Below are 24,539 nucleotides of genomic sequence, written 5' to 3' on the forward strand. Positions count from 1 at the left end.
GCGTCTCGGTGGATCAGGACAGGAGTCCGAACTTGCCGACACGCGTGCCGGTGCGGATCTGGATGGTCTTGATCTGGGTGTACTCTTCGAATCCTGCTTTGCCCATTTCTCGGCCATACCCCGAGGCCTTGTACCCGCCGAAGGTCAGCTGCGGAGAACCGTCGATGGTCGTGTTGACCCACACAGTGCCGCTGTGCAGGCGGCGGGTCACGGTGAGGGCCTTGTCGATGTTCTTGGTCCACACGGTGTTCCCCAGCCCGTACTCGACGACATTGGCGAGCTCGATGGCCTCGTCCGCACCGCTGAACCGGGTCACTGTCACAACGGGACCGAAGATTTCCTCCTGGAACACGCGGTCTGTCGGCGTGACATTGTCGAGGATCGTGGGCTGGACGAAGCAGCCCTGGGCATACTCGGGGTGATCGAGCTGGCCTCCTCCGGCGCGAATGCTGGCGCCTTCCTGCACGCCCACGTTGATGTAGTCCAGGACCTTCCGCATGTGGTCGGGGTGAATCAGCGCACCAAGGTCCGCCTCGTCGTCCGGTCCTCCGAGCCGCAGATCGCCTGCTCGCTTGGCCAGACGGTCAAGGAACTCGTCGGCGACGCTGTCTTCCACCAGGAGCCGGGCGCCGGCCACACAGCATTCGCCCTGGTTGTGGATTGCGGCGAACAAGACACCTTCGACGGCGTCGTCGAGATCCGCATCAGCGAAAACGATCTGCGCTGCCTTGCCACCCAGCTCAAGCGACACGCGCTTGAGGTTGCTCTTCGAGGATTCCAGGACTCGTTGCCCTGTGGCAGTGGAGCCTGTGAAGGACACCAGGTCGACGTCGGGATGTTCGGCCAGGCGCTGCCCGACGGGATTGCCGTAGCCGGTGACGACGTTGACCACGCCTTCGGGGATTCCTGCTTCCAGGGCGAGTTCGGCGACCCGAACGGCGCTGCCGGAGGTGAATTCCGACGGCTTGACCACGGCGGTGCACCCGGCCGCGAGCGCATAGCCCAGCTTCTGACACAAGATCAAGGTCGGGAAGTTCCATGGAACGATCAAACCGACAACACCGAGTGGCTCGCGGACGAGCAGACCGGTGAAGTCCGGCCCCAGATTGGTGTGAATCTCCCCGTGCAGTGTGCTGGCCAGCGAGGCGGCAAAGTCGATCTGACCGATACCCGCTTCGACTGGACCGCGTGCAACCCGCTGCGGTGTGCCGACCTCAGCAGCGTCGAGGGCGATGAGCTCATCCACATGGTTGCGGAGAACACTGGCGAGCCGGTTGAGCGCCCGGCCCCTTGCTAGTCCGGGCAGATCAGACCACACACCGCTGTTGAACGCGTTGCGTGCGGCGAGAACCGCTGCGTCGATGTCGGCTTCGGTGCCCGCTGCGTACTCGGCGACGACCTGCCCGGACACAGGGCTGTAGCGGGCAATCACCTCGCCGGACCCTGAGCCCGGCTTTCCGTCGATGAAGTGCTGGTACCGCCGGATGTCGCTACTGGTCGCGGGATCGCGCAGGGTGTCGGTCATTCTGGTGACTCCTTACAAATCGTGGACGGTCGTGGAGCTGGTTGTCCAACCTGGGATGGATCTGTCCCCTCTGGTCACAGGGCGGCCCGGTAGAGGGCCTCCAGATCGGATTTGGTGTTGCTACGGGGATTTCCGGGACGATCGATTTGGCTGAGTGCGTCATCGGCCAGGCGTGGAATAGCGTCCTCGGGGATGGAAAGTTCGGTGAGGGTGCGCGGGACTCCGACGTCGGCAGCAAGTTCGTGGACTGTGGCAGGCGCGCGTTTGGCGGCTGCGATGGTCGAGAGGTCGTCCACTCGTTCGCCGAGGGCATCGGCGATCGTGGCGAACTTCGGCGGGTTGGCTGCAACATTGAATTCCATGACGTACGGGAGAAACAACGCGTTGGCCGTGCCGTGGTGCACGCCGAAGTGGCCGCCGAGTGTGTTGGCCAGGGCATGTACCAAGCCCAGACCGGCGTCGTGAAAGCCTGCCCCTGCCATGCAGGAGGCGACGAGCATCTGGTACAGGGCGTCGCCGTCGCCAGCTACAGCCGGTCGGAGGTAGGTGCCGATCAGCTTGATGGCGGCCAGGTTCAATGCGTCAGTGAAGGGGTTCGCGCCCTTGGCGACGTACCCTTCGACTGCATGGGTAAGGGCGTCCATGCCCGTACCCGCCGTGATCGCCGGTGGAAGCGAGGCGACCATCCGCGGATCGAGCACTGCCATTGTCGGGAACAGCAGGTCGCTGACCACGACCATCTTGACCTTGGTTGCGGGGTTGGTGATGACAGCGCCCTTGGTTACTTCGCTGCCGGTGCCAACGGTGGTGGGAACGGCCACGAGCGGTAGGGGCGACTGCGTGAACTGGTCGACTCCCTCGTAATCCTCGACATTTCCCCCGTTGGTCGCGAGCACGCCGGCGGCCTTGGCGACGTCGATGGGGCTGCCTCCGCCGACCGCGATGAGCACGTCGCTGCCGGACTCCTGTTGCGCGTTCCGGCAGGCGATGACCTGCTCAACGGTGGGGTTTCCGCCGACGGCGTCGAAGACCGTGGCCTCGACTCCGTCGGCTTCCAGCGGCTTCGTGACGAGCTCGATGAGTCCGGTCGCCGCCAGCCCGGCGTCGGTGACCACCAAGGCTCGCTTGCCCAGCTGGCGGACCTGCGAGCTGACCCGGTCCAGCGCATCTGGGCCCATCACGACCTTGGTCGGTGACAGGAACTGCAACATCACATTTCTCCAATCAGGAGTATCCAGTACAGACAGAGAGCGTCTTTTCCTTGCAATGAAGGCGTGACGGCCTCCGCGTGTTACCTGTGAAGGGTGTATGGCTTCCCGGAAAGTTCCGGCCGGGAACGATGGTTGCTGTGACGAACCCCAAAAGACTAATTGAGGGACGCCAAATCCCTGCGATAGCAGGAAGTGTTATCGACGTGGGTGGGCCGCGTTGTCGTGGGCCTACTTATGCGGTGTCCGAGAAAGCTTCGGTGGTCAAACTGAGCTCCGATTCGCAGGAAGTGTCGTGTTCGCTCAGGCGGTGCGGGCGGCGCGCTTGTTGAGAAAGTCTGCGACCAATTGCCGTTGCATATCGGTCTGGCAGCACGCAGCGACAGCATCTGCCTCGACGAGTTGCCCCTCGGACAATCCCTTGTCGAGTCCGATGTGGATAGCGCGTTTCGCGCCGGAAAGCGCCGCCGGGCTCTTGGCCGCCAACTGGTCAGCCAGGGCCATGGCCGTGGAGAGGATCTGGTCATCGGCGACAACGCGGTTCACGAGTCCGATGCGGTGTGCCTCGTCGGCCCCGATCTGTTGGCCGGTGAAGATCAGCTCATTCGCCGTACCGAGGCCGACCAAGCGGGGAAGGCGCTGCGTGCCGGCCCAGCCAGGAATGTTGCCGAGCAGGATCTCGGGCTGCCCGAATCGCGCCGATCTGCCGGCCACCCGCAGGTCGCAGGCCATCGCCAACTCCAGGCCACCTCCGAGCGCGTAGCCGTTGACGGCGGCGATCACTGGGACTGGTAGTAATTCCAGGCGGCGGAACAGATCTTGGACCCTGCGCATGCGTGTGCGCGCGGTGTCCTCATCGAGGTCAGCGAGTTCATGAATGTCGGCACCAGCACAAAACGCCTTCTCGCCACTGCCGATGATCACCAGGGCTCGCGTGTCGTCGCCGCGTTCAAGCAACTCGACGTGACGTTCCAGCGCTGCTGCAAGTTCACTGTTGAGTGCATTGGCCTGGCGGGGCCGGTTCAGGGTCAGCAGGAGCACCGAGGCGTGGCGCTCGGCGACGATGATAGGAGCAGGGGTGTCCACGCTCATCGCGCACCTCCTGTTGGTTTGGGAAGCATGAGGTTCATGGGGGAGTTCCGCAGGATCGCAGGATCCACGGTGCGCAGCTGTGGTGCGATCTTCGGCCGGAAACCCATCTGTGCCACCACGTCGCGCTCGAGGTCTAATCCTTCAGCGATTTCGACGAGGGTGAGTTGGCCATCAACAAGGCCGAACACTGCGCGTTCGGTCACGTAGCGCACGTCCTGGCCGTTGCTGGCTGCGCGGGCGCCGGAGAAGCTGATCTGCTCAACCTCGTCGACGAACTTTGGCGTCGCACCGCCGTGGATGGTGATGCCTCCGAGACCGTCCAGTGTGCACTCCGCACCAGCGACGAAGGTTCCAACAAAGACGACCCGATGTGTGCCTTGGGATATGTTGATGAAACCTCCGACGCCGGGCACCCGGCCACCGAACCGGCCGACGTTGACGTTGCCCTCGGGATCGACCTGCGCGAACGACAGCACTGCAACGTCGAGGCCGCCGCCGTCGTACCAGTCGAACTGGTAGCCGGCATCGATCGTCGCGTGCGGGCTGCGGCATAGGCCAAAATCGCTGCCGCCGGCGGGAACGCCGCCGATGTGTCCCTGCTCCACGGTGAAGATGACCTGGTCGCTGAGTCCCTCCTCGGCCAGGACTGCCGCGACGCCGTCCGGCATACCGAACCCGAGGTTGATCACGTCTCCGGAGACCAGTTCCAGCGCCGCGCGACGGGCGATCACTTTGCGGACGGTCAGCGGCATGGGTTCGCAGTGCGTGCCGGGATGCCGTAGGCGACCGGTGAGGTAGGGATCGTCGGTGGTGGCTGCCGACAAGCGTTGTTGCGGCGCGACCACGACGGCATCCACCAGCGGACTCGGCACCTTCACCCGGCGAGGATCGAGTGCGCCAGCGGCAGCGGCGGCGCGGACCTGCGCGATTACCACACCTCCGGTGTTTTTGGCGGCTTGGGCTGCGGACAGCGTTTCTGCGAACAGGCCCTCGTCGTCCATGCTGATGTTGCCGTGCTCGTCGGCGACGCTTCCCCGAATGATCGCGACGTCTATCGGAAACGCGGGAGTAAAAAGCCATTCCTCACCGCTTAGCTCGGCAAGATGCACGATGTCGTCCTTGGCTGCGGTATTGAGCCGTCCGCCATGCTGGCGGGGATCGACGAACGTGCCCAAACCGATCTTGGTCAGCACCCCGGGGCGATGACCAGCGATCTCGCGCACGAGTTGGGACAGGGTGCCTTGAGGCAGGCAGTAGGCCTCGATTTGCTCAGCCATGGCGAGATCCTGCATCGGCTTGGACCAGCCCCAGTGGCCACCAATAACCCGGCGAGTCATCCCTGGATGAGCGAACCGGCTCAGCCCCGAGCCCATCCCATCGCCCATGCCGGACACGTGCACCACAGTGAGGTCTCGGGGCGCTTGTTCGGCGATGAATCGACACTCGAGAGCGGCGAGGATCTCGTCGGGCTCGTTGACCCCGCCACCCGATCCGTCAACGAAGACGGTGGCCGCATCGGGTACGAGGGCAGCGGCCTCGGTCGCGCTACAGAACTTCATGCGTACCGACCTCGATCAAACCGGCGCGCTTGACGGCGTCGAGCATCTGACTGCGATCATCGCTGGTGAGTGGGAGCAACGGGGGCCGCACGGTGGCGTTGCCGATCACTCCCAAAGCGATCAGGGACTCCTTGAGCCGTGCGCGATTGTTGCGCAGTGGCTGAGCAAACATTGCCTCCGCGAGGGGCTGCATCCGTTCTCGATTGATCTGCTCAGCGGTGGCGTAATCCCCAGCGCGTACCAAATCGAGCACCTCTCTGGTCAGACCGGGGGCCAATCCGGCGAACCCGAGCAGACATCCGTCTGCGCCAAGCACGAACGATTCGTAGATGAAGTTGTCGCAACCGCTGAGCACCGCGGCAGGCCGCGCGGCGGCGCGAACCGCATTGCGGGTGTCCACAAAGGTCACCGGGTCGAAGCTGGCGTCCTTGACCGCGACGATCAGCTCGTCGTTGATGAGCTTGGTCAACAGTTCCGGACCGAGCAGAGCGCCACCGAGCTCCCGGGTCAGGGAAAACGCGATGGCAGGGGATCCGAGCTCGGCGATGGCCGCGTAGTAGCGGTAGACCAACTCGTCGGGCAAGGGCTGGCCGGCGAACGCGGGAATCGAGAACACCAGCAGCCCGTCAGCTCCAGCATCCAGCAGCTCGCGGCCGTACTCGACGGCCTGCGCAGTGTGGGCGGCGATCAGCCCCGACACGACCGGTACCGTCTCGCCGGCCACGTCCTTGACCGTGCTGATAACCTCGGTGCGCTCCTCCAACGAAAGGTGGGCACCTTCGCCGGTGTCCGCGTTGACTGTCAGCGCGTCCGCGCCCTGATCGACCACCCAGCCGACATAGTCCCGCAGCGCGGGAAAGTCGGGCTGCGCCCGCCGGGTCATGGGCAGCGCGATACTCGCGTTGACCCCATGGAGATGCAAATCGGTCATGATCTCTCCGTTTCCGGAATCAATCGGTAGTCCAGCCGCCATCGACGACGAGGAGCTGACCGGTCATGTAGTCGGATGCCGCAGAAGCAAGAAAAACAAAGACCCCAGCCAACTCGTGTGGTTCGGCGAAGTAGCCCAAAGGAATTCGATCGAGTAGTTTCCGTGTTCGCTGCTCGTCGCCCCACAGCCAGTCCGAGGTCATCGTGGTGTCCACGTAGCCGGGAGCGATCGCGTTGACGCGGATCCCGTAGCGGGCGACCTCACGGGCGAGGCTCACGGTGTACTGGGCGACGGCTCCTTTGGTGATGGCGTAGGCGGTGCGCCGGTCCAACCCTGTCACGCTGCCCAGCGAACCGAGGTTGATGACCTTGCCATGGCCAAACTCGATCATGTCGGCCAGAAGTTCCTGGGTGAGGGCGAAGGTGCTGCGAACGTTGATCGCCCACAGCCAGTCCAGGTCCTCGACCGTGGCCTCGGTGATCTCGGTACGTCGCACCGCCCCCGCGGCATTCACAAGAATCCCTACGGCACCGAAAGGACGGGCGGCGTCGTGGATCTGTCTGATCGCGTCCTGATCGGTCAGATCACACGGGACACCATGTGATTCATAGCCTTCAGCGGAAAGCTGCTCGACCGCGTCTCGCAGCTCGTCCTTCTGCTTGTCCACGAGAATCACGCGCGCACCATGCTGCGCAAGCGCACGAGCAGCCTCTCTGCCAATGCCGCGAGCGGCCCCTGTTACGACGGCGAGCTGTCCGGCTAGGTCGAACAGACCATGTTCAGGTCGAGGCCGGCGAAACGGCGAGTGCGGCATCGCGGAGCTGCCTGCCGCGTCCATTGGTAGGTTCATGCGCCCTCCCCATTCCGGGTCGCCACGCTGGCCCCGAGTCTGTATTCGATGCCGCGGGCGGATTCCAACATCGTCGCGACCAGCCGGTTTGCTGATCGGGAGCTGATTCTCTGTGCGGGTCCGGCGATGGTCAGTGCGCCCACTACCTGTCCGGTGTAATCGCGTAAAGGCACCGACAGCGAGCACATGCCGACCTCGTACTCCTGCCAGTTCGTCGCATACCCGCGTTGTCGGGTCGTTTCCAGGTCCTTGATGATCTGGTCCGGGTCCGTGACTGTATTGCGTGTAAAACGACGCAATGGTCCGCCGAGGACACGCTCGAGCGTCTGTTCTGGCTGCCAGGCCAGCAGTACCTTGCCGCTCGCGGTGGCATGCAAAGGGGAACGACGGCCCGTATCGGCGACGATCCGGATCGTTCCTGTCCCGCCTGTTGCGCGATCGAGATGGAGCACGCTGTCCGCGTCGTAGATTCCTAGCAGTGTCGTCTCACCCGTGGCCTCTGCCAACTCGTCCATGAAATGCCGAGCCGCTTGAGCAAGATCGGAAGTCCGTGCCACGCCGGCGCCGAGCTCGTAGAGTCCCCAGCCCAGGCGGTACAACGGCTGAGTTGGGTTGCGCTCCACCAAACGCCGGCTCTCCAGTGTGGTGAGAATGTTGTAGACGGTCGCTTTGCTCATCCCTGTTTTTCGTGCCAGATCACTGACTCCGATTTCGCGACCTGCCTCCGACATAGCCTGCATGACGTCGACGGCGTGCAACAAGGCACGCACCTGGCGTGGGCCCTGACGGACCGCCTTGGGGGCGCCGGACTCGGAACCTTGAGGCGCCATGTTTACACCTGCCAAACAGTGTTTCCAGTAGGTGAAGCTAACCGTAAGTCTCATCATGGGCGGCGTCCAGATGTCAGATGCAATAAGCGTTTGGCACTGGCAAACAGCACGGCTCGAGTGAGCATTCCGCGTCTGATCGCGCACATCAGGATCCTGCGGTTCTCGCGTGATCCCACCCCAGGGCAAAGGCAAGATCACTGTGTGTTGCGCCCCGCAACTTGGAGTGACAGGACGGGGAGTGTTCGTGTGCGGTCCCTGCTGATCCATTCGGTTGTCCGGCGGATGTCGTTGTGTCCAGTTATGCGAAGCATCGATATTGCGGTATTCCGTAATGTTGCCAGTATATGGGCGCCGGTGCCGGTATAGATTTGTTGTGCGTCTTCGTGGTATGTTGTGTCACGGACATGATGGCTTTTGTTGTCGGGTAGGATCGGCGGGTTGCCCCGCCGATCCCCCCTCAGAACCGTGCGTGCCACTCGTCGCGGCACACGGCTCAAGCAGCCCGTGTGGGCGGCAGACATCATGCGTTCACTGGTCGGTGTCGTGTGCCTGATCGCCGGGGTGGCGTCGGGCGCAGTGGACGTGCACGAGGCGGCGGGTCGTCCGGCCGCTGCCGTGTTCGGCGATGGCCTTGTGGGCTATTGCCTTGCGTATCCCGCGATACCAGGTCTCCCACTGGGTGGGGGAGTCTGGTGGGCGGTCGGCGTAGAGCAGCGGCTCCCCGCAGAGCGGGCAGCGTCCTTGTTGGATCCGCAGGTCGCGTTCCCAGGATTCGGCCAGCTGCGGGGGTCTGCGTTTGCGTCGCCGGTCGGCCCAGTACTGGGCCAGGGCAGGGTCATCGGGTGAGTGTCTGCCGGGGACCGGGGCATGCCGGACGATCTTCGTCCAGGCGTACCGGTGGAGGTAGGCACCGCTGTCGCGGTCACCGAAGACCCACAGGTCGCGCCTGGTCGGATGGAAGGCCCCGAAGTATCGGGTGGTAACCCAGCGTCGGGGCTTGCGGGGGTGTCTGCGGCGCGCCCACTTGTAGAGGTGTTGCCACAGATGGTCGTCCAGGGCCTGGTAGGACTTCTTGGACGCCCCGGGCCGGTAGTAGTTCGCCTGGCCTCGGATGATCGGGTTCAGCGTCCTGATCACCTCGGCCGGGGTGGAGCTGCGCAGGGTGCGCAGCTCCTGGGCGTTTCGCCGCCGGATCTTGGTGAGTGCGTCGCGGCTGGGCTTGGTGAGTACCTTGGTGCCGCCGCTGACGTAGTAGCGGCGAATGGTGAAGGAGAGGAAGTCGAACCCGGCATCAATCCGCCCGATTCTCGTCTTTTCCTGGTTCAGGGAAAGACCTCGTTCCTTCAGCCAGGTGCTCAGCCGGTCCCGGACTGTCTCGGCCTGTTCGCGGGTGTGGCACAGGGCCACGAAATCATCCGCGTAGGTCACGACGGTCGGGCATCCGGCCTTCACACAGCCACGGGAGTCGTATTGGACTCCCGCGGCTGCTTCCATTCCCTGCAACGCGATATTCAATAGCAGCGGTGAAATCACACCGCCCTGAGGGGTTCCCTCAATGGTCGGTGAGTACCGGCCCTGATCGACCACTCCGGCCTTCAGCCAGCCACGGATCTGTTCCGTGGCTGGGAACGTCCCGATCCGTTCTAGAAGATAGTTGTGGTCGATTTTGTCGAACGCGGATTTCAGGTCGGCGTCGAGCACCCACTCACGTTTCGCGTTCTTGGCCGCGAGGGCGCGGTGGATCATTTCGATCGCGTCGTGGCATCCGCGACCCGGCCGGAACCCGTACTGCTTGGGGTCCAGCCGGGCTTCCCACTCCGGCTCCAGCGCATTGCGTACCCGCTGTTGCTGGGCGCGATCCGCGATGGCGGGAATGCCCAGAGCGCGCTTGCCGCCTTTCTTGGGGATGTACACCCGTCGCACCGGCAGCGCTTGACCAGGGCCGCCGTGACGGTGCAGCAGCACCGCCAGTTCGGCTCGGGCCGGGGAGGTCATCGCGACCTGCCCATCGACGCCTGGGGTGTGACGGCCCGTGTTGCGCTGGGTCACCCGGCGCACGCTGACCAGCGTGTTGGCCCGGCTGCGCAACATGAGTTTCTGCAGATTGCGGACCTGTTTGAGGTCGCCTGCCTGCGTCGCCTTGAAGATCCGGTGCCGTAGTCGCTGTACTTGCGTTTCCTGGCCACGCCAGTCGATGGCGTCCCAGTCAGGCAGGTCCTCCGGTCCGTTCACCACATCGCCGAGAGCCGCAAGATCGACCATAACGGCCGTCGGGTCCTGCGATGTGGTGTCTAACTTACCCATATGGTTCCAGCGTTTCGTTGGCAGTGATTCGTCAAAGGGCCACCCGGCTCACGTCAGCTCCCTTGCGGGCCCAGGCACAACGGCCTGGTATACGGCCAGTTATACGAGAACGACTGTTTGGAGGTTCAGCCATGCGTCCTCGCTTTCCTGCTGCCTTTCGGCCGCCGCCATTCGCTTCTTGGCCGTCCTGTCCCGCCACGGATATCCGCTTTCCTTACGGTCGGCCTACCGATGGGTGGTCTTGCCCACCGGACCATGACGGGGTTTCCATGTTCCACACTGGTGAGACCCGACCGGTGTCGGGCGCTCCCTATACCCCGGGACCGTGGTGCTCTCATGGCCGACATAGAAACTTCGGCCACCACTGCCATCTTCCAACGGCGGGTCCTTTTTCTCCGGTGCTACTTCCCATCTCCCGGAGTTCTGGATAACGAGGCTTACAGGAGTTCACGCCATTCGCCCTTCCGGTCTTCCCCTTGCCTGTGACCAACGGATGGAACACCGGTCCTTGGGCTTCCTCCCGGGCTTCACACCCCGCCGTTACCAGCGACGCATGCCAGGAGCGGGGACGAGCGTTGAGCACTCGCTCGGAGCTAACCGTCGATATTCGACCCTCCATTTCAGTTATCTCACTCAACCAGTGCGACCTCATGTCGCACTTCTATTCCCCAGTGGTCGCGGACTTGGTCGTGTAGGTCTTCGGCGGTGACTGTGGTGGTGTTCTGGCTGGTGATGATCCAGGCGTGCTCTTTGCTGACGAGTTCTCCGGAGAGGGTTGTTTCTTCTCGTTTGACGCAGGCTACGGAGCGCGCGTGTGGGAAATCGATTCCGTCGGCGTCGGTAATCCAGGTAGTCCAGCGGCGTATCCGGCCGTGGGTGTCATCGACGACGCCATGATGCGGGGTTTTCCGCAAGAACGGAAGAGTGCGGTCGTATATCTTTTTCTTAAGCGCTGCTTGGAGGGTTATTCACGCTGAGGCGAAGAAATGCAGGGCGACAACGGTGGAGATGGTTTTACGGAAGGTCTCGATGGGGCGCCGGTAGTCGGTGTGCAGGATGCGCCAGGTCTTGAAGTTAGCGATCACCTGCTCGATGACGTAGCGAATCCTGTTGATCTGCGTGTTGAATTCTTTCTCCCAGTCCAGCAATTCGCGGCATTCAGGTTTCTTGATCGGCGTGAGCATGTCGTTGCCAACGTATCCTTTGTCGCCTATCCAGTTCGCGGGCGTCAGTGTCAACAGCACGCCAGATTCACCGAGGCAGTACGAGTCGTGCCGGCTGCCATCAATCGGATCGGAGATCCACCTGAGATTGCCGTCGACCGTACAGGCGATCTGCACGTTCATACCGGTGGTCTTGTGCTTGCCCGAGTACAACTCCGGGTGCGAGGACCAGGACCAGCAGGGCAGCAGCGTGCCGTCGACGATGTACTGCTGCCGGTCGTCCAACTCGTCGGCGGTGGGCACGAACCTCGCGAGCACCTGGTTGATCAGTGGCGTCACTGTGGTAACCGCACGACTGATGGACGGCTGGGAAACTCCGTAGGTTTCTGCGATTTCCGCTTGGACCCGATTGCGCCTCATATAGGTCAGCGCAACGACCACAGAGTTCCACAATCCTAGAATCGGTGGCCACGGCTGATTCTCTTGCCCGGTTTCCATCCTGATCAGCTCGCACAAGTCGGCGATCTGTGGCACGGTGAGGCCGGTGGTATGATACATATAGGTGGTCCGCTTTCTTGCGATTTTGAGTGTGGTAACCCAATTCTCGCATTAAACGGACCGCCGCTTATGTCAACACGCCGGTCGGCGACTGAATTTTGATGCGCCTGAATAATCCTCTTGATTTCCCTTTACTGTCATGACGTAGTCGAATCCGCGTTCGCCGGCGATGTATTCGGCGGTCTCTCGCTGGGTGTGCACGGCGTCCATGGTGACCACCACACGGCCGTCCACACCGCGGGAGACACCGTCGAGCAGGGTCTTGACCTGGGTGATCTCGTTGGTGCCCGAGGGAACGGCCACTTGGGCGACGGTGACACCATCGCAGTGGATCATCGCGGAGAACAGCGTGAACGACTCGTGATCCCCGATCCACGAACCGCGCAGCACTTTGCCGTCGATAGCCAGTCGCAACGTGCCGCCTGGGATAGGCCGGGCATGACGCAGCAGCCACGGCCCGATCAGTCCTTCCAGCTTCGCTACATCGACATTTTCCAGTGCGCGCCGGATCGTGGACGTATCCGGGACACGGAAAAACCCGCGGAACCAGCACCATCGTCCACCTATTTTCCGCAGTAACGACGCCGGCAGATCGGCGACCTGGTCGGCGATCTGCCGGAAATTTGACGCGCCCGCCAGCACCGCGATCAACGACGCCGCGAGAAGGAACGTCAAACTGTACACACGGCCCTTCCGCTTACGGCGATCCGGCACCTTGCCGAGCAACTTCATCAGTTCCGCCAGATCGGCATCATCACCGTCGGCGCTACCCGGAAACGACGCCCATGACGAGCTATGAGAAAATGACAACGGATGGCCTTCTTCTGGAGTTTGGTTTTTTCGCAATTTCCATGATCCCAGAAGGAGGCCATCCTCCATCTCCCGGCCCAGCACGCCAACCCGGCCGGCTACCCTACGAGCCGAGTTGATCACTCCGCGCGATCTTGCCTTAGCCCTGGATCCCACCCCCAGCGGCGAGGTGCCAATGCGCAGCGGCGGTTGCGGGCGTTTGGCTATGGTAAACACTTTTTGCGAAAGCCATCTAGACCGGGATTTCACACGACTCTAACGTGTCGTTCACACGGCAAACACCGTTTGGCAGGAGTGAACATGAACTTCAACGACGACCCTGTGTCAGCGGTCCACCCGGACCGGACCTGTGCGAGTCCGTATCCGGCGCGGGAAGCGCATTGATCACCGTTCTCCGCCCCCAACGTGGACGCTGGAGGAAAGCGAATCGATCACTGCCATTTGTGGCTGGGATCGCCTGTATTGCCGTCCACAAGGGGTCTCGACGGCCTATGTCCGTCGACTGTTGGCCAAGCGTGTGAAGCGTCGACTTCCAGACGCTGCGCTTCTCTCGCCGACAGACACGACGTCCCTACTCGTCACCCTCCTCCACACAGCCGGAGGTCATCTATGACCACTGAAACCCCAGCCAGCCACGAGTCACGATCAGCAGACCGGACTGACGCACAGGACCAATCGGGATGGCAGATCCTGGTGCGCATCCTGCGCAAGGGCACCATCGTGTGGGTCCTGCTGCTGTTGATGGTCATCGCTCACATCGCCACGCCCGATTTCCTGACCGTCGACAACCTGCTCAACGTCACTCGGCAGACCGCGCTGATCGGCATTCTGGGCGTGGGAATGACCTTCGTCATTCTCACCGCTGGCATTGACCTGTCGGTCGGATCCGTCGTGAGCGTGGTCTCAGTCGTCTCCGCCACGCTCCTGCTCGGCGGGTATCCTATCCCGTTGGTGCTGTTCGGAGGGCTCGCCGTCGGAGCCGTCCTTGGCGCCCTCAACGGGCTGGGAGTCACGCTCGCTCGGGTACCCCCGTTCATCATGACCCTCGGCATGCTCACCGCTGGACAAGGACTTGCCCTGACGTTCTCCAACGGGCAACCCGTGGGTGCAGGGCAGGCAGCGAGCAGTCTGGAATGGCTCAATTCCGGGAGCATGCTCGGCATCTCGACGCCGATCTGGGTTTTCGTTGTCGTCGCGATTCTCGCAGCGTTCGTCCTGCGGCGCACCACTTTCGGTCGCCGGGTGTATGCCGTGGGAGATAATGCCGAAGCTGCGCGGCTGTCGGGAATCAACGTCAGCCGAACCGTGTTCAGCGTCTACGTCATTGCGGGAGCGCTGGCCGGTTTGACCGGTCTCATCTACCTCGCCCGTCTGACCGTGGGCGAACCGACCGCGGGACAGCTGCTGGAACTCGACGCGATCGCCATCGTCGTCATCGGTGGTACGGCCTTGTTCGGGGGCCAGGGAGGAATCGGCGGAACCGTCGTCGGTGCCGCGATCGTCAGCGTCCTGTCAAACCTGCTCAATCTGCTCGGCGTCAGTCCGTTCACCCAGGACATCGTCAAAGGGGCGATCATCGTCGCCGCTGTCGTCCTCGAGCGGATCCAACACCGCCGTCGAGGTTGAACTGCCGTTTTTAGCGGTGGCGTCAACACTCTTCGCCCAACCCATCACCACTCTCGCAATCTTCTCGTGGAGTACAACATGCACATCGTGAGACGCCCAGGTCGGCCTCGACGTATTCCGGCCGCCCTGGCCCTGATCGCAGCCCTCGTGATCGGGTTGTCCCTTGCCGGCTGTGGACGCTCGGAAAAGATTCTCATCGGGTTCTCCCAGGCGACCATGAACCATCCGTTCCGGGTCGCAATGGTCGAGGACAACAAGACCTACGCCCAGCAGCATTACAAAGACGTTGAACTGGTGGCGACCGACGGCGAGGACAAAGCCTCGAAACAGGTCGCCGACGTGGAAGCGCTGATCGCACGTCGACCCGAGGTCCTGATGCTCTCTCCTGCGACTGCCGACGCGCTCACTCCTATCACCAAGAGAGCTATGGACGCCGGTATCAAGGTCGTCACCCTTGACCGGCAGATCAACACCCCCGTCACCGCTCACATCGGGGGCGACAACCGCAAGATCGGTGCGATGGCGGCCCAGTTCATCGCAGGAAAGCTCGGAGGCAAGGGCAACATCGTCGAAATCCAGGGAACTGCGGGCTCCTCGGCCACTGTCGAACGGGCACAGGGTTTCCAGGAGGAGCTCAAGAAGTACCCCGAGATTCGCATCGTGGCCACCACTAACGCTGACTACAAGCGGGACAAGGCCATCACTTTCATGGAAGACACCATCCAGCGGCTGCCCGCAGGACAGATCAACGCTGTGTTCGCGCAGAACGACGAAATGGCCCTGGGCGCCCAAAACGCCCTGGCCCAGGCCAATCGAGTCCAAGGCGTCACCGTGGTCGGCACCGACGGGGAAAACGAAGGCATCCGAGCCGTCGCCGATGGCAGACTCGCAGCGACCTTCACCTATCCCTGGTGTGCTCCGGAAGGGATCCAGACCGCCTACAAGATCGCCAAGGGAGAGACGGTGCCCGATCACACCACTTTGCCTTCCTTCCAGGTCGACTCGAGCAATGTTCAGCAGTTCCTCGGCAAGGGATTCGGCTGAGACGTGCGGTGAAAGCCCATTACGAACACGGAATGAGGACTCCCGATGCCCGCTCGTGATCAGAGAAACGATACCGCTGAGACAAGCATCCAACCGAACGGGACCTGCCACGCAGACGCCTCCCGCTCCGAGATCCTGCTGGAAATGGAGCACATCGGGAAGCGCTTTGAAGGTGTTGTCGCGCTCGACGACGTCGACTTCACCGTCGGCCGTGGCGAAGTCCACGCCCTGGTCGGAGAAAACGGCGCCGGAAAATCCACCCTGATGAAGGTGCTCGCCGGCGCCCACCAGGCCGACGACGGCAGGATTGTCATCGATAGCCACCAGGTGCAGGCACCGACGCCAGCACGCATGTTGGAGCTCGGCGTGACCGTCATCTACCAGGAACTGACGTTGGCGCCGCACCTCAGTGTCGCAGAGAACATCTTCCTTAACCGGCTACCGAAGGGCCGGTGGGGACATGTCGACTGGTCGGCGTTGCGGCGCCGAAGTGCCGAACTGCTCGAACGGCTCGGCATCGCTCTCGACGTCGACGCACGCGTCGGCACGCTGTCCATCGCTCAACAGCAGATGGTCGAAATCGCTCGAGCGCTCTCTCGTGATGCCCGACTGATCGTCCTCGACGAACCATCAGCGGTGCTCGGAGACACAGAGATCGCTACGCTCTTCGAGATCATTCGCGGTCTGCAAGAGCGTGGCATCGCTTTCATCTACATCAGCCACCGGCTCAAGGAGATTTTCGAGATCGCCGACCGCATTACTGTGCTCCGCGACGGGCGCAGCGTGGCAACCCGGCGGCCCGACCAGCTCACGGCCGACGATCTGGTCGGGCTCATGGTCGGCCGTCAGCTCGACGAGATCTACCCGCCCCGCGACCGCGTGTCCGGTGAGCCAGCACTGGCCGTGGAACACCTCAGCCAGGGCAACAGATTGAACGACATCAGCTTCACCGCCTACGCTGGAGAAATCCTCGGCATCGCGGGCCTGGCCGGAGCAGGTCGCACCGAGCTGCTCCGCGCCTTGCTTGGGGCCGATCCACACGACGGCGGCCGAATCCTGCTCCATGGCAAGCCAGCGCGGTTCCGCAGCCCACGGGAAGCGATCGCTGCCGGTGTCGGCCTGCTACCCGAAGACCGCAAGGACCAAGCGCTGTTTTTGAATCAAACGATCCGGTTCAACATCGGAGTCGGGGCTCTGTCGGCAGGCTCCGGCGGCCCCGTACTGCGAACCCGGTCCGAGCGTGCGGCTGTCACCGATCTCGCCAGGCGGCTCGACGTGCGCGCCCCCCATCTCGAAATGCGCATTCGCAACCTGTCCGGCGGCAATCAACAGAAGTGTGTCCTCGGCCGGTGGCTGGCCGCCGACTGTCGCCTCCTGCTGGTCGACGAACCCACCCGAGGAGTCGACGTCGGCGCCAAGCAAGAGATCTACCGACTGCTCCATGAACTCGCCCACACCGGAGTCACCATCGTCATGGTCTCCAGCGAACTTCCCGAGATCCTGGGGCTCTCTGACCGGATTCTCGTGATGCGCGACGGCACGATCGCCGCTGAGCTGGCGGCAGCTACCGCCACCGAAGAACTCATCATGCGGCATGCCACCGACCACGGCTCGGCCACTGCACGGGTGTGAGCCCCGTCCCCACCGGAGGAATCCCGGATGAACAACCGAAAAAGTGATCGGGGCGCCGCTCGTAGAGCTGTCGCCGCCGGGATCGTGGGAAGCGCCCTGGAGTGGTACGACTTCTCGCTATATGGCAGCGCTGCGGCGCTGGTGTTCGGCCCGTTGTTCTTCCCGAACTTCAGCCCACTGGCTGGAACGTTGGCGGCGTTTGCCACCTACGCGGCCGGGTTTCTCGCCCGGCCGCTCGGCGGCATCCTCTTCGGCAATCTAGGCGACAAGATCGGCCGGAAGGCCGTTCTGCTGACCACGATTCTGTTGATGGGATCCGCGACCGTCCTGATCGGGCTTCTGCCGACGTACCAGACCATCGGCATCTGGGCACCGATCTTGCTGCTGCTCATGCGGCTGCTGCAGGGTCTGGGCTCTGGAGCCGAGCAGGGCGGTGCCATGTTGATGGCCGCAGAACACGCTCCTGTGGGCAAGCGGGGGCTGTACACTAGCTTGCCGTTCGTCGGGATCTTCTCCGGGATCCTCCTGGCAGCCGGGATCTTCGGTGCCTTCTCGTCGATGTCCCAAGAGCAGTTCCTGGCTTGGGGATGGCGCGCTCCCTTCGTGCTCAGCATCGTTGTCATCGCGATCGGCCTCTACATTCGGCTCCGCGTCGGCGAAACTCCGGCCTTCACCCAGGTCAAACAAACCCGTGTCGAGGCGTCCATCCCGATGGTCGACGCCGTACGCAGCTCCTGGAAGCACATCCTACTGGGCATCGGTGCGCGCATGGGAGAAACCGGCGGATCGTATTTGTTCCAGGTCTTCATCCTGACCTACGTGACACAGATCGGCGCCGCCGAAAACATCGGGTTGATTGGAGTATTGATAGGCTCGGCCGCAGCACTTGTGGCCTTACCTCTCTTCGGTGCGCTTACGGATCGAGTCGGTCGGCGACCGGTGTACGCCGGTGGTGCCCTCTTCGCCGCGTTGTTCGCCTTCCCATACTTTTGGTTGCTCGACTCGCGAACGCCAGCACTGATCTGGCTGGCCGGCGCCGTGAGCATCGGCGTATGCATCTCCTCGATGCTCGCCGCCCAGGCCGCCATGTTCCCGGAGCTCTTCCCCGCTCGGGTCCGCTACAGCGGTGTCGCGCTGGCACGCGAACTGTCGGCACCCATTTCCGGTGGTATCGCACCGTTCATAGCAACAGCTCTGCTCGCCGCCTCCGGTGGTGACCCCTGGCCGGTTGCGGTGTACCTCATCGTTCTCCAATTGATCACTCTCACGTCGGTGATCTTCCTTCCGGAGACCTACCGGATCGACCTCACACCGTCCGTGGACAAAAACGACGGATCCCGAGCGAGGACCGAGCACACCTGAAGAGGCACTACTAACCCGCGGCGGTCTCGTCGCCGGGTTCGGCGGTTCCCACACACAAGGGCAACCGCAGTGATTTGGCGAACCTTGGGCCGCGGCCGCCGCTGGCCTATCCCTTCCTGGAGGTGTAGGAGTTCGCGGGCGCCGCGGCCTTGCGGTCGAATGGGGTGGAGGCGCGGTCCGGACCGACCTCCCCCGTGGCGCGGAGGGTGCTGATCTCGGCCTGGCTGTATCCCAACTCAGCCAGGATCTCAGTGGTGTGTTCGCCGACGTTCGGGGGCATCAAGCGCAGTACCGGAGCGGCTCCGTCGTAGCGGAGGGGGTGATTGAGGACGCGGATCCGGCCGGCGCGCGGCAGGTCGAACTCCAGAATGGAATCGTTCGCGGCGATCTGCGGGTCGGCCTCGACCTCGTCGTACTCGCGGACGCGGGCGTACCACAACCCGACCTCGTCGAAGACTTTCTCCCACTCGGCAGTGGTTTTGGTGGACATGTGTTCGGCGACCCGTCTGTTGATCTCCTCACGCTGTGCGAACTGGTCGCCCCTGCTCCACTGCGCGAACTGTTCGTCGGAAAAGGCGGTCGCCAACGCCGGACCGTCGCACAGCGACAAGGTGATCCAGCTATCAGCAGTTCGGAACACGCCGTAGGGAGCTTGATGGAAGCGAGAGGAGATACCGGACTCGCTTCGGTCGTAGAGCCGGGTGCCGTTGAGGTGGTAGTTGAGCGGTTCGATCTGAAGGTCAAGTGCGGCGGACAGCAGATCACTATCGACCTTGGAGCCATTGCCCGTGCGGTTGCGTCCGAACAGCGCCGCAACGATGCCGAGGGCACCCAGCGCTGCGGCGTGCTGGTCGACGACCGCGGTGCCCATCAGCGTCGGCGGGTCGCTTGCCTTCCCATTAAGCATCGCAAGCCCGCTCAGCGACTGGATCAGCAGATCCTGGCCAGGCTTGATGGCCCCGGGGCCTGTCGAACCGTAGCCGGTGAGTGAGCAGTAGATGATGCCTGGATTGCGCTGCTTGACCGCGTCGTAGGAGAAGCCGCGGTTGTCCAGCACGCCAGGGCGGAAGTTCTCCACCAGCACGTCGGCATTCTCGATCAACCGCCAGAGGACCTTGCTGCCTTCCTCGGCACGGAAGTCCAGCTCAATGCTGCGCTGATTGCGGCCTGCCAGAAGGAAGAAGACGCTTTCATCACCGACGAAGGATTCCGCACCGGCCCAGTGACGTTCGTAGGCACCGCCGATGCGCTCCACCTTGACGACGTCGGCACCCAGGTCCGCGAGGAATTGGACGCAGGACGGCCCTTGCAGGTAATGCGTCAGGCTGACGACCTTGACTCCGGCCAACATCCCGCCCATCAGGAGGTCCTTTCGTTCGATGCGTGATCCCGGCGTCCGGCGGTGAAGCGTGGTGCCCGTTTCTCGAAGAATGCGGCCACGCCCTCCGCGATGTCCGGGCCAGTGAAGACCCAATGGCTGTAGTCCAACGTTCGTTGAGTGGCCTCGGCAGTGTTCTGCGTGACCGACTCCCGAACGGCCGCGCGCATCAAGCTCAACGCCAGCGCGGGCTTGCTCGCCAAGGTTCGGGCCAACTTGAGAGCGGACTCCAGCGCATCGCCGTGAGAGGCGACACTGTTCACGAGCCCAATCCGATACGCCTCGGCGGCGTCGATCGGCTCGCCTGTGTAGAGCAGCTCGTAGGCACGGGCGACTCCGACGATCCTCGGTAACCGGAACACCCCACCGCTGCCGGGGAAGACACCGAGATTCACTTCCGGGAAACCGATGCGGGCCTGTTCGTCGATGATGCGAATGTCGCAGGCCAGGGCGATCTCAGCGCCTCCGCCGAGTGCGCTGCCGTTGAGTGCGGCGACCACCGGCTGCGGCAACTGCTCGATTGCCGTGAACGCACAGTTCTCCTTGCGGAGCTTCTTGGACACCACGTCATCGCGCACCTCTGCGAACTCACTGATATCCGAACCCGCACAGAACGCGCGATCACCAGCACCGGTGACGACCACGACGCGCACCCGGTCGTCGTCGGTGAGCGTCCGGCATGCCTCCAGCAGCTTGTCGATCGTGCCGAGCGTGTTCAGGTTCAGTGGCGGGTTGTTTAGCATCAAGACCGCCACGCCATGTTCGTCGACCTGGTAGTCGACCAGGTGGCCGTTCGTCATGAGTGCAAGTCCTCCAACCGCGGTTCGGCGACCCCGTCGGGGTCACCGGCCAGGTTCATGGGCAGCAAGAGCAGACACACAACGGAGATCGTGCCGAGCAGGGCCACGTACGCGGCCACCCACCAGGAGTTACCCCCGCCCGCTGCGAGCAGCGCCGAGGCGATCAATGGAGCCAGACCGCCGGCGACCGGCGCGGAGAATTCGCGTGCTAGCGAAATGCCGCTGAACCGGTAGCGGGCGGCGAAGATCGAGATGAACAATACCGAACCGGTATGTCATGGCGCCCAAAGTCGGTATTAGACCGCAGCTCAAAGCCTATATATGGCTGGGAAGGCGACCACGTCAACGATCTTCATCGAACACCTCTCTGTCATCTGCCAGCAGGACGCCATCGCCGCGCTGGAGGACGGAGGGATCGGGTCGGGGGACATCGTCGTTCTACGCGGCCTGGGCCCCAAGGGCGGACCGGGCATGGGCTTCGCGTCGTGGTTCACTGCGGCCCTGAGCGGCACCGGGCTCGCCAGTGAGGTCGCGGTGCTCACCGACGGTCAGTTGTCGGGGCTCAACCGGGGCCTCACCATCGGTCAGATCACCCCGGAGGCAGCGGCAGGCGGCCCTATCTCTCTGGTCATCGACGGAGACCGCATCACGATCGATCTCGATGCCCGCTCGGTCCATCTGGATCAGGACGCGGAGGAGCTCGACCGACGCCGGCGAAACTGGCGACCGCCACAGCATGGACGGGAGAGGGGTTGGCTCGCGATCTACGAGCAGACCGTCCAGTCGCTGGCCCAGGGAGCGGTGCTCGGTGCTCGGCATCGTCCAGCCGCAGCGGACCCCCGGCCCGAGCATCCGGAAGGGATGTGACAACGATCGTGCCGACCGTTCGATTGGCCTACGGCGACGCCGGGCTGGACGTCGAGATAGCCGACGACCGCGTCACTATCGTCGAGCCCGAGTTCCACGAGGGGGCCGCGGATCCCGCCGCCGAGGTGCAACGCGTATTTCGCCAACCCGACGCAGGCCCGCCACTTCGGGAGGTCGTGCAGAAGGGGCAAACGGTCGCTGTTTCGCTCTGCGACGCGACACGACCACAACCGCGTGACCTGATGATTCCAGCGCTGTTGGCCGAGCTCGACGGTATCGTCCGGATCGAGGACGTCGTCCTTCTCATCGCGACCGGCACCCACCGGGCCAACACGGATGAGGAACTGCGCGCGATGTTGGGCGACGACGTGGTCGACACCGTGCGGATCGTCAATCACGACGCCGCAGACCGGTCTTCGTTGCAGTGGTGCGGGTACCACGGCGACGACGTTCCGGTCTGGCTCAACCGGGAGTGGACAGATGCGGACTTCCGCGTCACCACCGGATTCGTGGAGCCGCACTTCTTCGCCGGCTTCTCAGGCGGCCCCAAGATGGTCGCTCCGGGACTGGCGGGCCTCGACACGGTTCTGGTGCTGCACGACGCCGCGCGTATCGGCAGCCCCCGGGCAACGTGGGGGGTGTGCGAAGGAAACCCCGTCCACGACGACATCAGAGCTATTGCCGCTGCCGCTGATGTCGGATTCTCCACGGACGTGATCCTGAATCGCAATCACGAAGTCGTGAGCGCGTACGGTGGAGAACTCAGCGCCATGCACCGGGCTGCCCGTCGGGCGGCACGCGCGATCGCCATGCGCGCACTACCACACCGGTTCGAGGTAGTTGTGACGACCAACTCGGGCTTTCCTCTGGATCAGAACCTCTACCAGGCGGTGAAGGGCATGTCGGCCGCCGCCGAGATCGTTCGAGAGGGTGGCACCATCATTTGTGCCGCCGAATGCCGCGACGGCTTCCCCGACCACGGCTCCTACCGGAGCGCACTCTCTTCGGCGGAGTCGCCAGTTGGCCTCCTGGCTCAGATCGCGGACCGCGAGCAGACGATGACCGACCAGTGGCAGGTGCAGAAGCAGGCACAGGTCCAGAATTCGGCTCGCGTACTCGTGCACAGCGATTATCTCTCAGACCACGACCTGCGCTCAGCACACTTCACCCCGTGCGCCGATGTCAGCGAAGCGGTGGAGCAGGCACTCCACGAGGCCGGACCTGATGCACGGGTCTGTGTACTGCCCGACGGGCCTCAAACCATCCCCTATGTGATCGAGGACGGCCCTTGATCGCTGTGGGACAGCCTCCCAGGCCAACTCCGACACTCGGCGCGGTTCGGTCCGTGGGGCTGGAAGAGGCAAGGACGAGCAGGCCATCTGACAGCGCCTCGAGCAGGGCGCCAAGACAGTACCGCTGGCCATAGTCGCAAGCGATGTGCTTGGCGACGGTGCGCTAGAAGTGACCGCGGTCTGAGCCTTCAGACTGCTGAACGGCTCGCCGTCCGTGAATTCGCACTAGCGAACGGCACCCCACATCGAGGTGCGCATCGATGATGCCGAGCGTCCCGAATGACGTGCGTCGAGATCCGTACGACCGCCGAGTCAGGACGCCCCAGCTTTCCGGATCACCACCCCATCCGCTGAGTAGGCAAGGAGCGCGGTGCCGGGATTGCTCGTGGTCCGTTGCTCCTGGCATCTTGCCGAACCCGCCGTACGCCTCTCAACGCAACGGGCTCTCCACGGTGTCTGCCGGTGCGAGTGGTTATGCAGGCCAGGGAGTTGGGGATCGTGTTGGCGCGCCAGCGATACCCGATCACCGGGATGGCTGCGATCTTGCGCATTTCAGTTGCGGGCTTGATGTGGATGACGTGCCGGTCATTGGGCGTCACCTTCCCGTGGGTGTCGCGGATCGGGACGCCACGCTCGTGCAGGCGCTGGCGCACCGTGCCCGCGGCGACATCCATGCGCGCGGCGATCCTGGCCAGCGACCACCCCTCGTTGTAGAGCCGGACCGCATCGTCGATCTGCTCCTCGGCCAGGCCGCGGCGGCGCATCGGAACACCGTGGCGGTGGAGGATCGTGCTGACGGTGCGGCGCTTGATGCCGAACTGATCACCCAGTTCGTAGACGGTGGCGCCCGACTGGTAGCCCTCGATCAGTTGCTGCACCTGGTCGCTGTCGAGCTGCCGAGCGCGGCCAGGCTTTGCACGCTTCGGTGACGGTTGGGGCGGTGTAGCCAGGTCCGGCAGCTTCTGCCGCAGTGTTTCCAGGGCGCTGACCTGGTCCTTTGTGTCGAGTAAGCTCCCCCAACCTCCAGCCTGGCGAGGCTTGCAATCTGGTCAGGCCCGATTGGCGACGGCGGGGCCGTTTTGGCGAGAAGGAGGCTGCTGGAGGGGAGTCAAGGTGCCTCGTGCGAGGTTTCCGAGACCACTCGGACCTAATCAGCTTTCCGGGCGGATAGAGAGCACAGTGTGACGAAAGGGGCATGACCTGCGGAGACACGGAAACGTCAGATCAGTCCTGGTAGACTCCTTTACTGTGCTGGTTAGACTTCACAACGACCTGGGAAAATGGGCTTGAGCATGCCGGTGAGGTCCCACTTGACTGGCAGTCAAGGGGTCACGGGTTCGAATCCCGTCAGCTCCACGTTGGCGGAAGCCCGCTGATCGGCACGTAAGTGCAGGTCAGCGGGATTTTTCGCGTCTGTTGTGGATCTTGTGGTGATCCTCGATCAAGATCAAAAAGCCCATCCAGGAGCGAATCAGGAGCGCGGCCATCAAGTTTTTGACTGAACGCGCAAATGGGGTCGCCTTTGCTGGTCACACTGTGTAGTAATTGGTCAAGATTCGGCAATAGATTCGAACTGCGTTGAAGTGCCCGAAAAGGTTTTTTGCCGGTCGGTGACGGTTGCTGGATGCTGAGCTCGGTCGTGAGTGGACGGGGTCCGTTGCCAGCGGTGTCGTGCAGAAGGTGCCTTTTGCTGGACCCTGCCCGCACG

At 63.3% G+C, this 24,539-nt stretch carries 21 protein-coding genes and 1 tRNA gene; 8 read left to right on the forward strand and 14 right to left on the reverse strand.

Annotated features, from left to right (window positions below; all coding sequences use genetic code 11):
• Positions 1-13 precede the first annotated feature (13 nt).
• The 8 genes from ACRXBZ_RS33020 to ltrA form a co-directional block, all read right to left on the reverse strand.
• Positions 14-1,525, reverse strand: coding sequence for an aldehyde dehydrogenase family protein (locus ACRXBZ_RS33020; protein WP_433882391.1), 1,512 nt, complete (start codon positions 1,523-1,525; stop codon positions 14-16).
• 74 nt (positions 1,526-1,599) lie between these two features.
• The gene (locus ACRXBZ_RS33025) at positions 1,600-2,736 is read right to left on the reverse strand and encodes an iron-containing alcohol dehydrogenase (RefSeq protein ID WP_433882392.1); all 1,137 of its coding nucleotides are present in this window, start codon (positions 2,734-2,736) and stop codon (positions 1,600-1,602) included.
• Between the two features lie 300 nt (positions 2,737-3,036).
• Positions 3,037-3,825, reverse strand: coding sequence for an enoyl-CoA hydratase/isomerase family protein (locus ACRXBZ_RS33030; RefSeq protein WP_433882393.1), 789 nt, complete (start codon positions 3,823-3,825; stop codon positions 3,037-3,039).
• Positions 3,822-5,384 (reverse strand): acyl CoA:acetate/3-ketoacid CoA transferase, encoded by a 1,563-nt coding sequence (locus ACRXBZ_RS33035; RefSeq protein ID WP_433882394.1) that lies wholly within the window; start codon positions 5,382-5,384, stop codon positions 3,822-3,824. Before ACRXBZ_RS33035 ends, ACRXBZ_RS33030 begins: the two co-directional genes overlap by 4 nt.
• Positions 5,371-6,315 (reverse strand): dihydrodipicolinate synthase family protein, encoded by a 945-nt coding sequence (locus ACRXBZ_RS33040; RefSeq protein WP_433882395.1) that lies wholly within the window; start codon positions 6,313-6,315, stop codon positions 5,371-5,373. Before ACRXBZ_RS33040 ends, ACRXBZ_RS33035 begins: the two co-directional genes overlap by 14 nt.
• A gap of 19 nt (positions 6,316-6,334) precedes the next feature.
• On the reverse strand, positions 6,335-7,153 hold the full coding sequence (locus tag ACRXBZ_RS33045; RefSeq protein ID WP_433882396.1) for an SDR family NAD(P)-dependent oxidoreductase: 819 nt from the start codon (positions 7,151-7,153) through the stop codon (positions 6,335-6,337).
• A gap of 8 nt (positions 7,154-7,161) precedes the next feature.
• The gene (locus ACRXBZ_RS33050; protein WP_433882397.1) at positions 7,162-7,926 is read right to left on the reverse strand and encodes an IclR family transcriptional regulator; all 765 of its coding nucleotides are present in this window, start codon (positions 7,924-7,926) and stop codon (positions 7,162-7,164) included.
• 597 nt (positions 7,927-8,523) lie between these two features.
• Positions 8,524-10,299, reverse strand: a complete 1,776-nt coding sequence (gene ltrA, locus ACRXBZ_RS33055) for a group II intron reverse transcriptase/maturase (protein ID WP_433882398.1) — start codon at positions 10,297-10,299, stop codon at positions 8,524-8,526.
• Positions 10,300-11,042: 743 nt separating this feature from the next.
• On the opposite strand from ltrA, the gene ACRXBZ_RS33060 reads away from it, so the two are divergent.
• Entirely contained in the window at positions 11,043-11,276 is a 234-nt protein-coding gene (locus ACRXBZ_RS33060; protein ID WP_433882399.1) for a hypothetical protein, read from the forward strand.
• Here ACRXBZ_RS33060 and ACRXBZ_RS33065 read toward each other — a convergent pair.
• Positions 11,268-11,903 carry a transposase family protein gene (locus tag ACRXBZ_RS33065; RefSeq protein ID WP_433882400.1) on the reverse strand — a complete coding sequence of 212 codons (636 nt, stop codon included), beginning with the start codon at positions 11,901-11,903 and terminating at the stop codon, positions 11,268-11,270. The genes ACRXBZ_RS33060 and ACRXBZ_RS33065 overlap by 9 nt on opposite strands.
• Positions 11,904-12,092: 189 nt before the next feature.
• Positions 12,093-12,914 (reverse strand): ISAs1 family transposase, encoded by an 822-nt coding sequence (locus ACRXBZ_RS33070; protein WP_433882401.1) that lies wholly within the window; start codon positions 12,912-12,914, stop codon positions 12,093-12,095.
• Positions 12,915-13,439: 525 nt separating this feature from the next.
• On the opposite strand from ACRXBZ_RS33070, the gene ACRXBZ_RS33075 reads away from it, so the two are divergent.
• The 4 genes from ACRXBZ_RS33075 to ACRXBZ_RS33090 all read left to right on the forward strand — a co-directional run bounded on the left by ACRXBZ_RS33075 (position 13,440) and on the right by ACRXBZ_RS33090 (position 18,494).
• Positions 13,440-14,456 (forward strand): ABC transporter permease, encoded by a 1,017-nt coding sequence (locus tag ACRXBZ_RS33075; protein WP_433882402.1) that lies wholly within the window; start codon positions 13,440-13,442, stop codon positions 14,454-14,456.
• A gap of 78 nt (positions 14,457-14,534) precedes the next feature.
• Positions 14,535-15,500 (forward strand): substrate-binding domain-containing protein, encoded by a 966-nt coding sequence (locus ACRXBZ_RS33080; RefSeq protein ID WP_433882403.1) that lies wholly within the window; start codon positions 14,535-14,537, stop codon positions 15,498-15,500.
• A 144-nt stretch (positions 15,501-15,644) separates the two neighbouring features.
• Positions 15,645-17,132 (forward strand): sugar ABC transporter ATP-binding protein, encoded by a 1,488-nt coding sequence (locus ACRXBZ_RS33085; protein ID WP_433882404.1) that lies wholly within the window; start codon positions 15,645-15,647, stop codon positions 17,130-17,132.
• A gap of 27 nt (positions 17,133-17,159) precedes the next feature.
• A complete protein-coding gene (locus tag ACRXBZ_RS33090) occupies positions 17,160-18,494 on the forward strand; it encodes an MFS transporter (protein ID WP_433882405.1) in 1,335 nt (444 codons plus the stop codon).
• A gap of 106 nt (positions 18,495-18,600) precedes the next feature.
• On the opposite strand, the gene ACRXBZ_RS33095 is transcribed toward ACRXBZ_RS33090, so the two are convergent.
• The 3 genes from ACRXBZ_RS33095 to ACRXBZ_RS33105 are packed head-to-tail and all read right to left on the reverse strand — an operon-like array spanning position 18,601 to position 20,932.
• Positions 18,601-19,854 (reverse strand): CaiB/BaiF CoA transferase family protein, encoded by a 1,254-nt coding sequence (locus tag ACRXBZ_RS33095; protein WP_433882406.1) that lies wholly within the window; start codon positions 19,852-19,854, stop codon positions 18,601-18,603.
• Positions 19,854-20,672, reverse strand: a complete 819-nt coding sequence (locus ACRXBZ_RS33100; protein ID WP_433882407.1) for an enoyl-CoA hydratase/isomerase family protein — start codon at positions 20,670-20,672, stop codon at positions 19,854-19,856. The genes ACRXBZ_RS33095 and ACRXBZ_RS33100 overlap by 1 nt, the downstream gene beginning before the upstream one ends.
• On the reverse strand, positions 20,669-20,932 hold the full coding sequence (locus tag ACRXBZ_RS33105; protein ID WP_433882408.1) for a hypothetical protein: 264 nt from the start codon (positions 20,930-20,932) through the stop codon (positions 20,669-20,671). The genes ACRXBZ_RS33100 and ACRXBZ_RS33105 overlap by 4 nt, the downstream gene beginning before the upstream one ends.
• A 61-nt stretch (positions 20,933-20,993) precedes the next feature.
• Here ACRXBZ_RS33105 and ACRXBZ_RS33110 point away from each other — a divergent pair, with 61 nt between their 5' ends.
• The gene (locus ACRXBZ_RS33110; RefSeq protein WP_433882409.1) at positions 20,994-21,539 is read left to right on the forward strand and encodes a dihydroxy-acid dehydratase domain-containing protein; all 546 of its coding nucleotides are present in this window, start codon (positions 20,994-20,996) and stop codon (positions 21,537-21,539) included.
• 8 nt (positions 21,540-21,547) lie between these two features.
• Positions 21,548-22,831: a nickel-dependent lactate racemase gene (gene larA, locus ACRXBZ_RS33115; RefSeq protein WP_433882410.1), complete on the forward strand. Its 1,284-nt coding sequence runs from the start codon at positions 21,548-21,550 to the stop codon at positions 22,829-22,831.
• A gap of 335 nt (positions 22,832-23,166) precedes the next feature.
• Here larA and ACRXBZ_RS33120 read toward each other — a convergent pair whose 3' ends face one another.
• A complete protein-coding gene (locus ACRXBZ_RS33120; protein WP_433882411.1) occupies positions 23,167-23,709 on the reverse strand; it encodes a hypothetical protein in 543 nt (180 codons plus the stop codon).
• 406 nt (positions 23,710-24,115) lie between these two features.
• On the opposite strand from ACRXBZ_RS33120, the gene ACRXBZ_RS33125 reads away from it, so the two are divergent.
• Positions 24,116-24,187, forward strand: a tRNA-Ala gene (locus ACRXBZ_RS33125).
• Positions 24,188-24,539: the final 352 nt, after the last annotated feature.

It is taken from the genome of Saccharopolyspora hattusasensis, from assembly GCF_050972075.1.
In the GTDB taxonomy this organism is placed as follows: Bacteria; Actinomycetota; Actinomycetes; order Mycobacteriales; family Pseudonocardiaceae; genus Saccharopolyspora; species Saccharopolyspora hattusasensis.

Bases quoted from the DNA above. Each gene is read 5' to 3' on its own strand.
- ACRXBZ_RS33020 (WP_433882391.1), bottom strand. From the start codon at position 1,525: ATGACCGACACCCTGCGCGATCCCGCGACCAGTAGCGACATCCGGCGG.
- ACRXBZ_RS33025 (WP_433882392.1), bottom strand. From the start codon at position 2,736: ATGTTGCAGTTCCTGTCACCGACCAAGGTCGTGATGGGCCCAGATGCG.
- ACRXBZ_RS33030 (WP_433882393.1), bottom strand. From the start codon at position 3,825: ATGAGCGTGGACACCCCTGCTCCTATCATCGTCGCCGAGCGCCACGCC.
- ACRXBZ_RS33035 (WP_433882394.1), bottom strand. From the start codon at position 5,384: ATGAAGTTCTGTAGCGCGACCGAGGCCGCTGCCCTCGTACCCGATGCG.
- ACRXBZ_RS33040 (WP_433882395.1), bottom strand. From the start codon at position 6,315: ATGACCGATTTGCATCTCCATGGGGTCAACGCGAGTATCGCGCTGCCC.
- ACRXBZ_RS33045 (WP_433882396.1), bottom strand. From the start codon at position 7,153: ATGGACGCGGCAGGCAGCTCCGCGATGCCGCACTCGCCGTTTCGCCGG.
- ltrA (WP_433882398.1), bottom strand. From the start codon at position 10,299: ATGGGTAAGTTAGACACCACATCGCAGGACCCGACGGCCGTTATGGTC.
- ACRXBZ_RS33075 (WP_433882402.1), top strand. From the start codon at position 13,440: ATGACCACTGAAACCCCAGCCAGCCACGAGTCACGATCAGCAGACCGG.
- ACRXBZ_RS33080 (WP_433882403.1), top strand. From the start codon at position 14,535: ATGCACATCGTGAGACGCCCAGGTCGGCCTCGACGTATTCCGGCCGCC.
- ACRXBZ_RS33085 (WP_433882404.1), top strand. From the start codon at position 15,645: ATGGAGCACATCGGGAAGCGCTTTGAAGGTGTTGTCGCGCTCGACGAC.
- ACRXBZ_RS33090 (WP_433882405.1), top strand. From the start codon at position 17,160: ATGAACAACCGAAAAAGTGATCGGGGCGCCGCTCGTAGAGCTGTCGCC.
- ACRXBZ_RS33095 (WP_433882406.1), bottom strand. From the start codon at position 19,854: ATGGGCGGGATGTTGGCCGGAGTCAAGGTCGTCAGCCTGACGCATTAC.
- ACRXBZ_RS33100 (WP_433882407.1), bottom strand. From the start codon at position 20,672: ATGACGAACGGCCACCTGGTCGACTACCAGGTCGACGAACATGGCGTG.
- ACRXBZ_RS33110 (WP_433882409.1), top strand. From the start codon at position 20,994: ATGGCTGGGAAGGCGACCACGTCAACGATCTTCATCGAACACCTCTCT.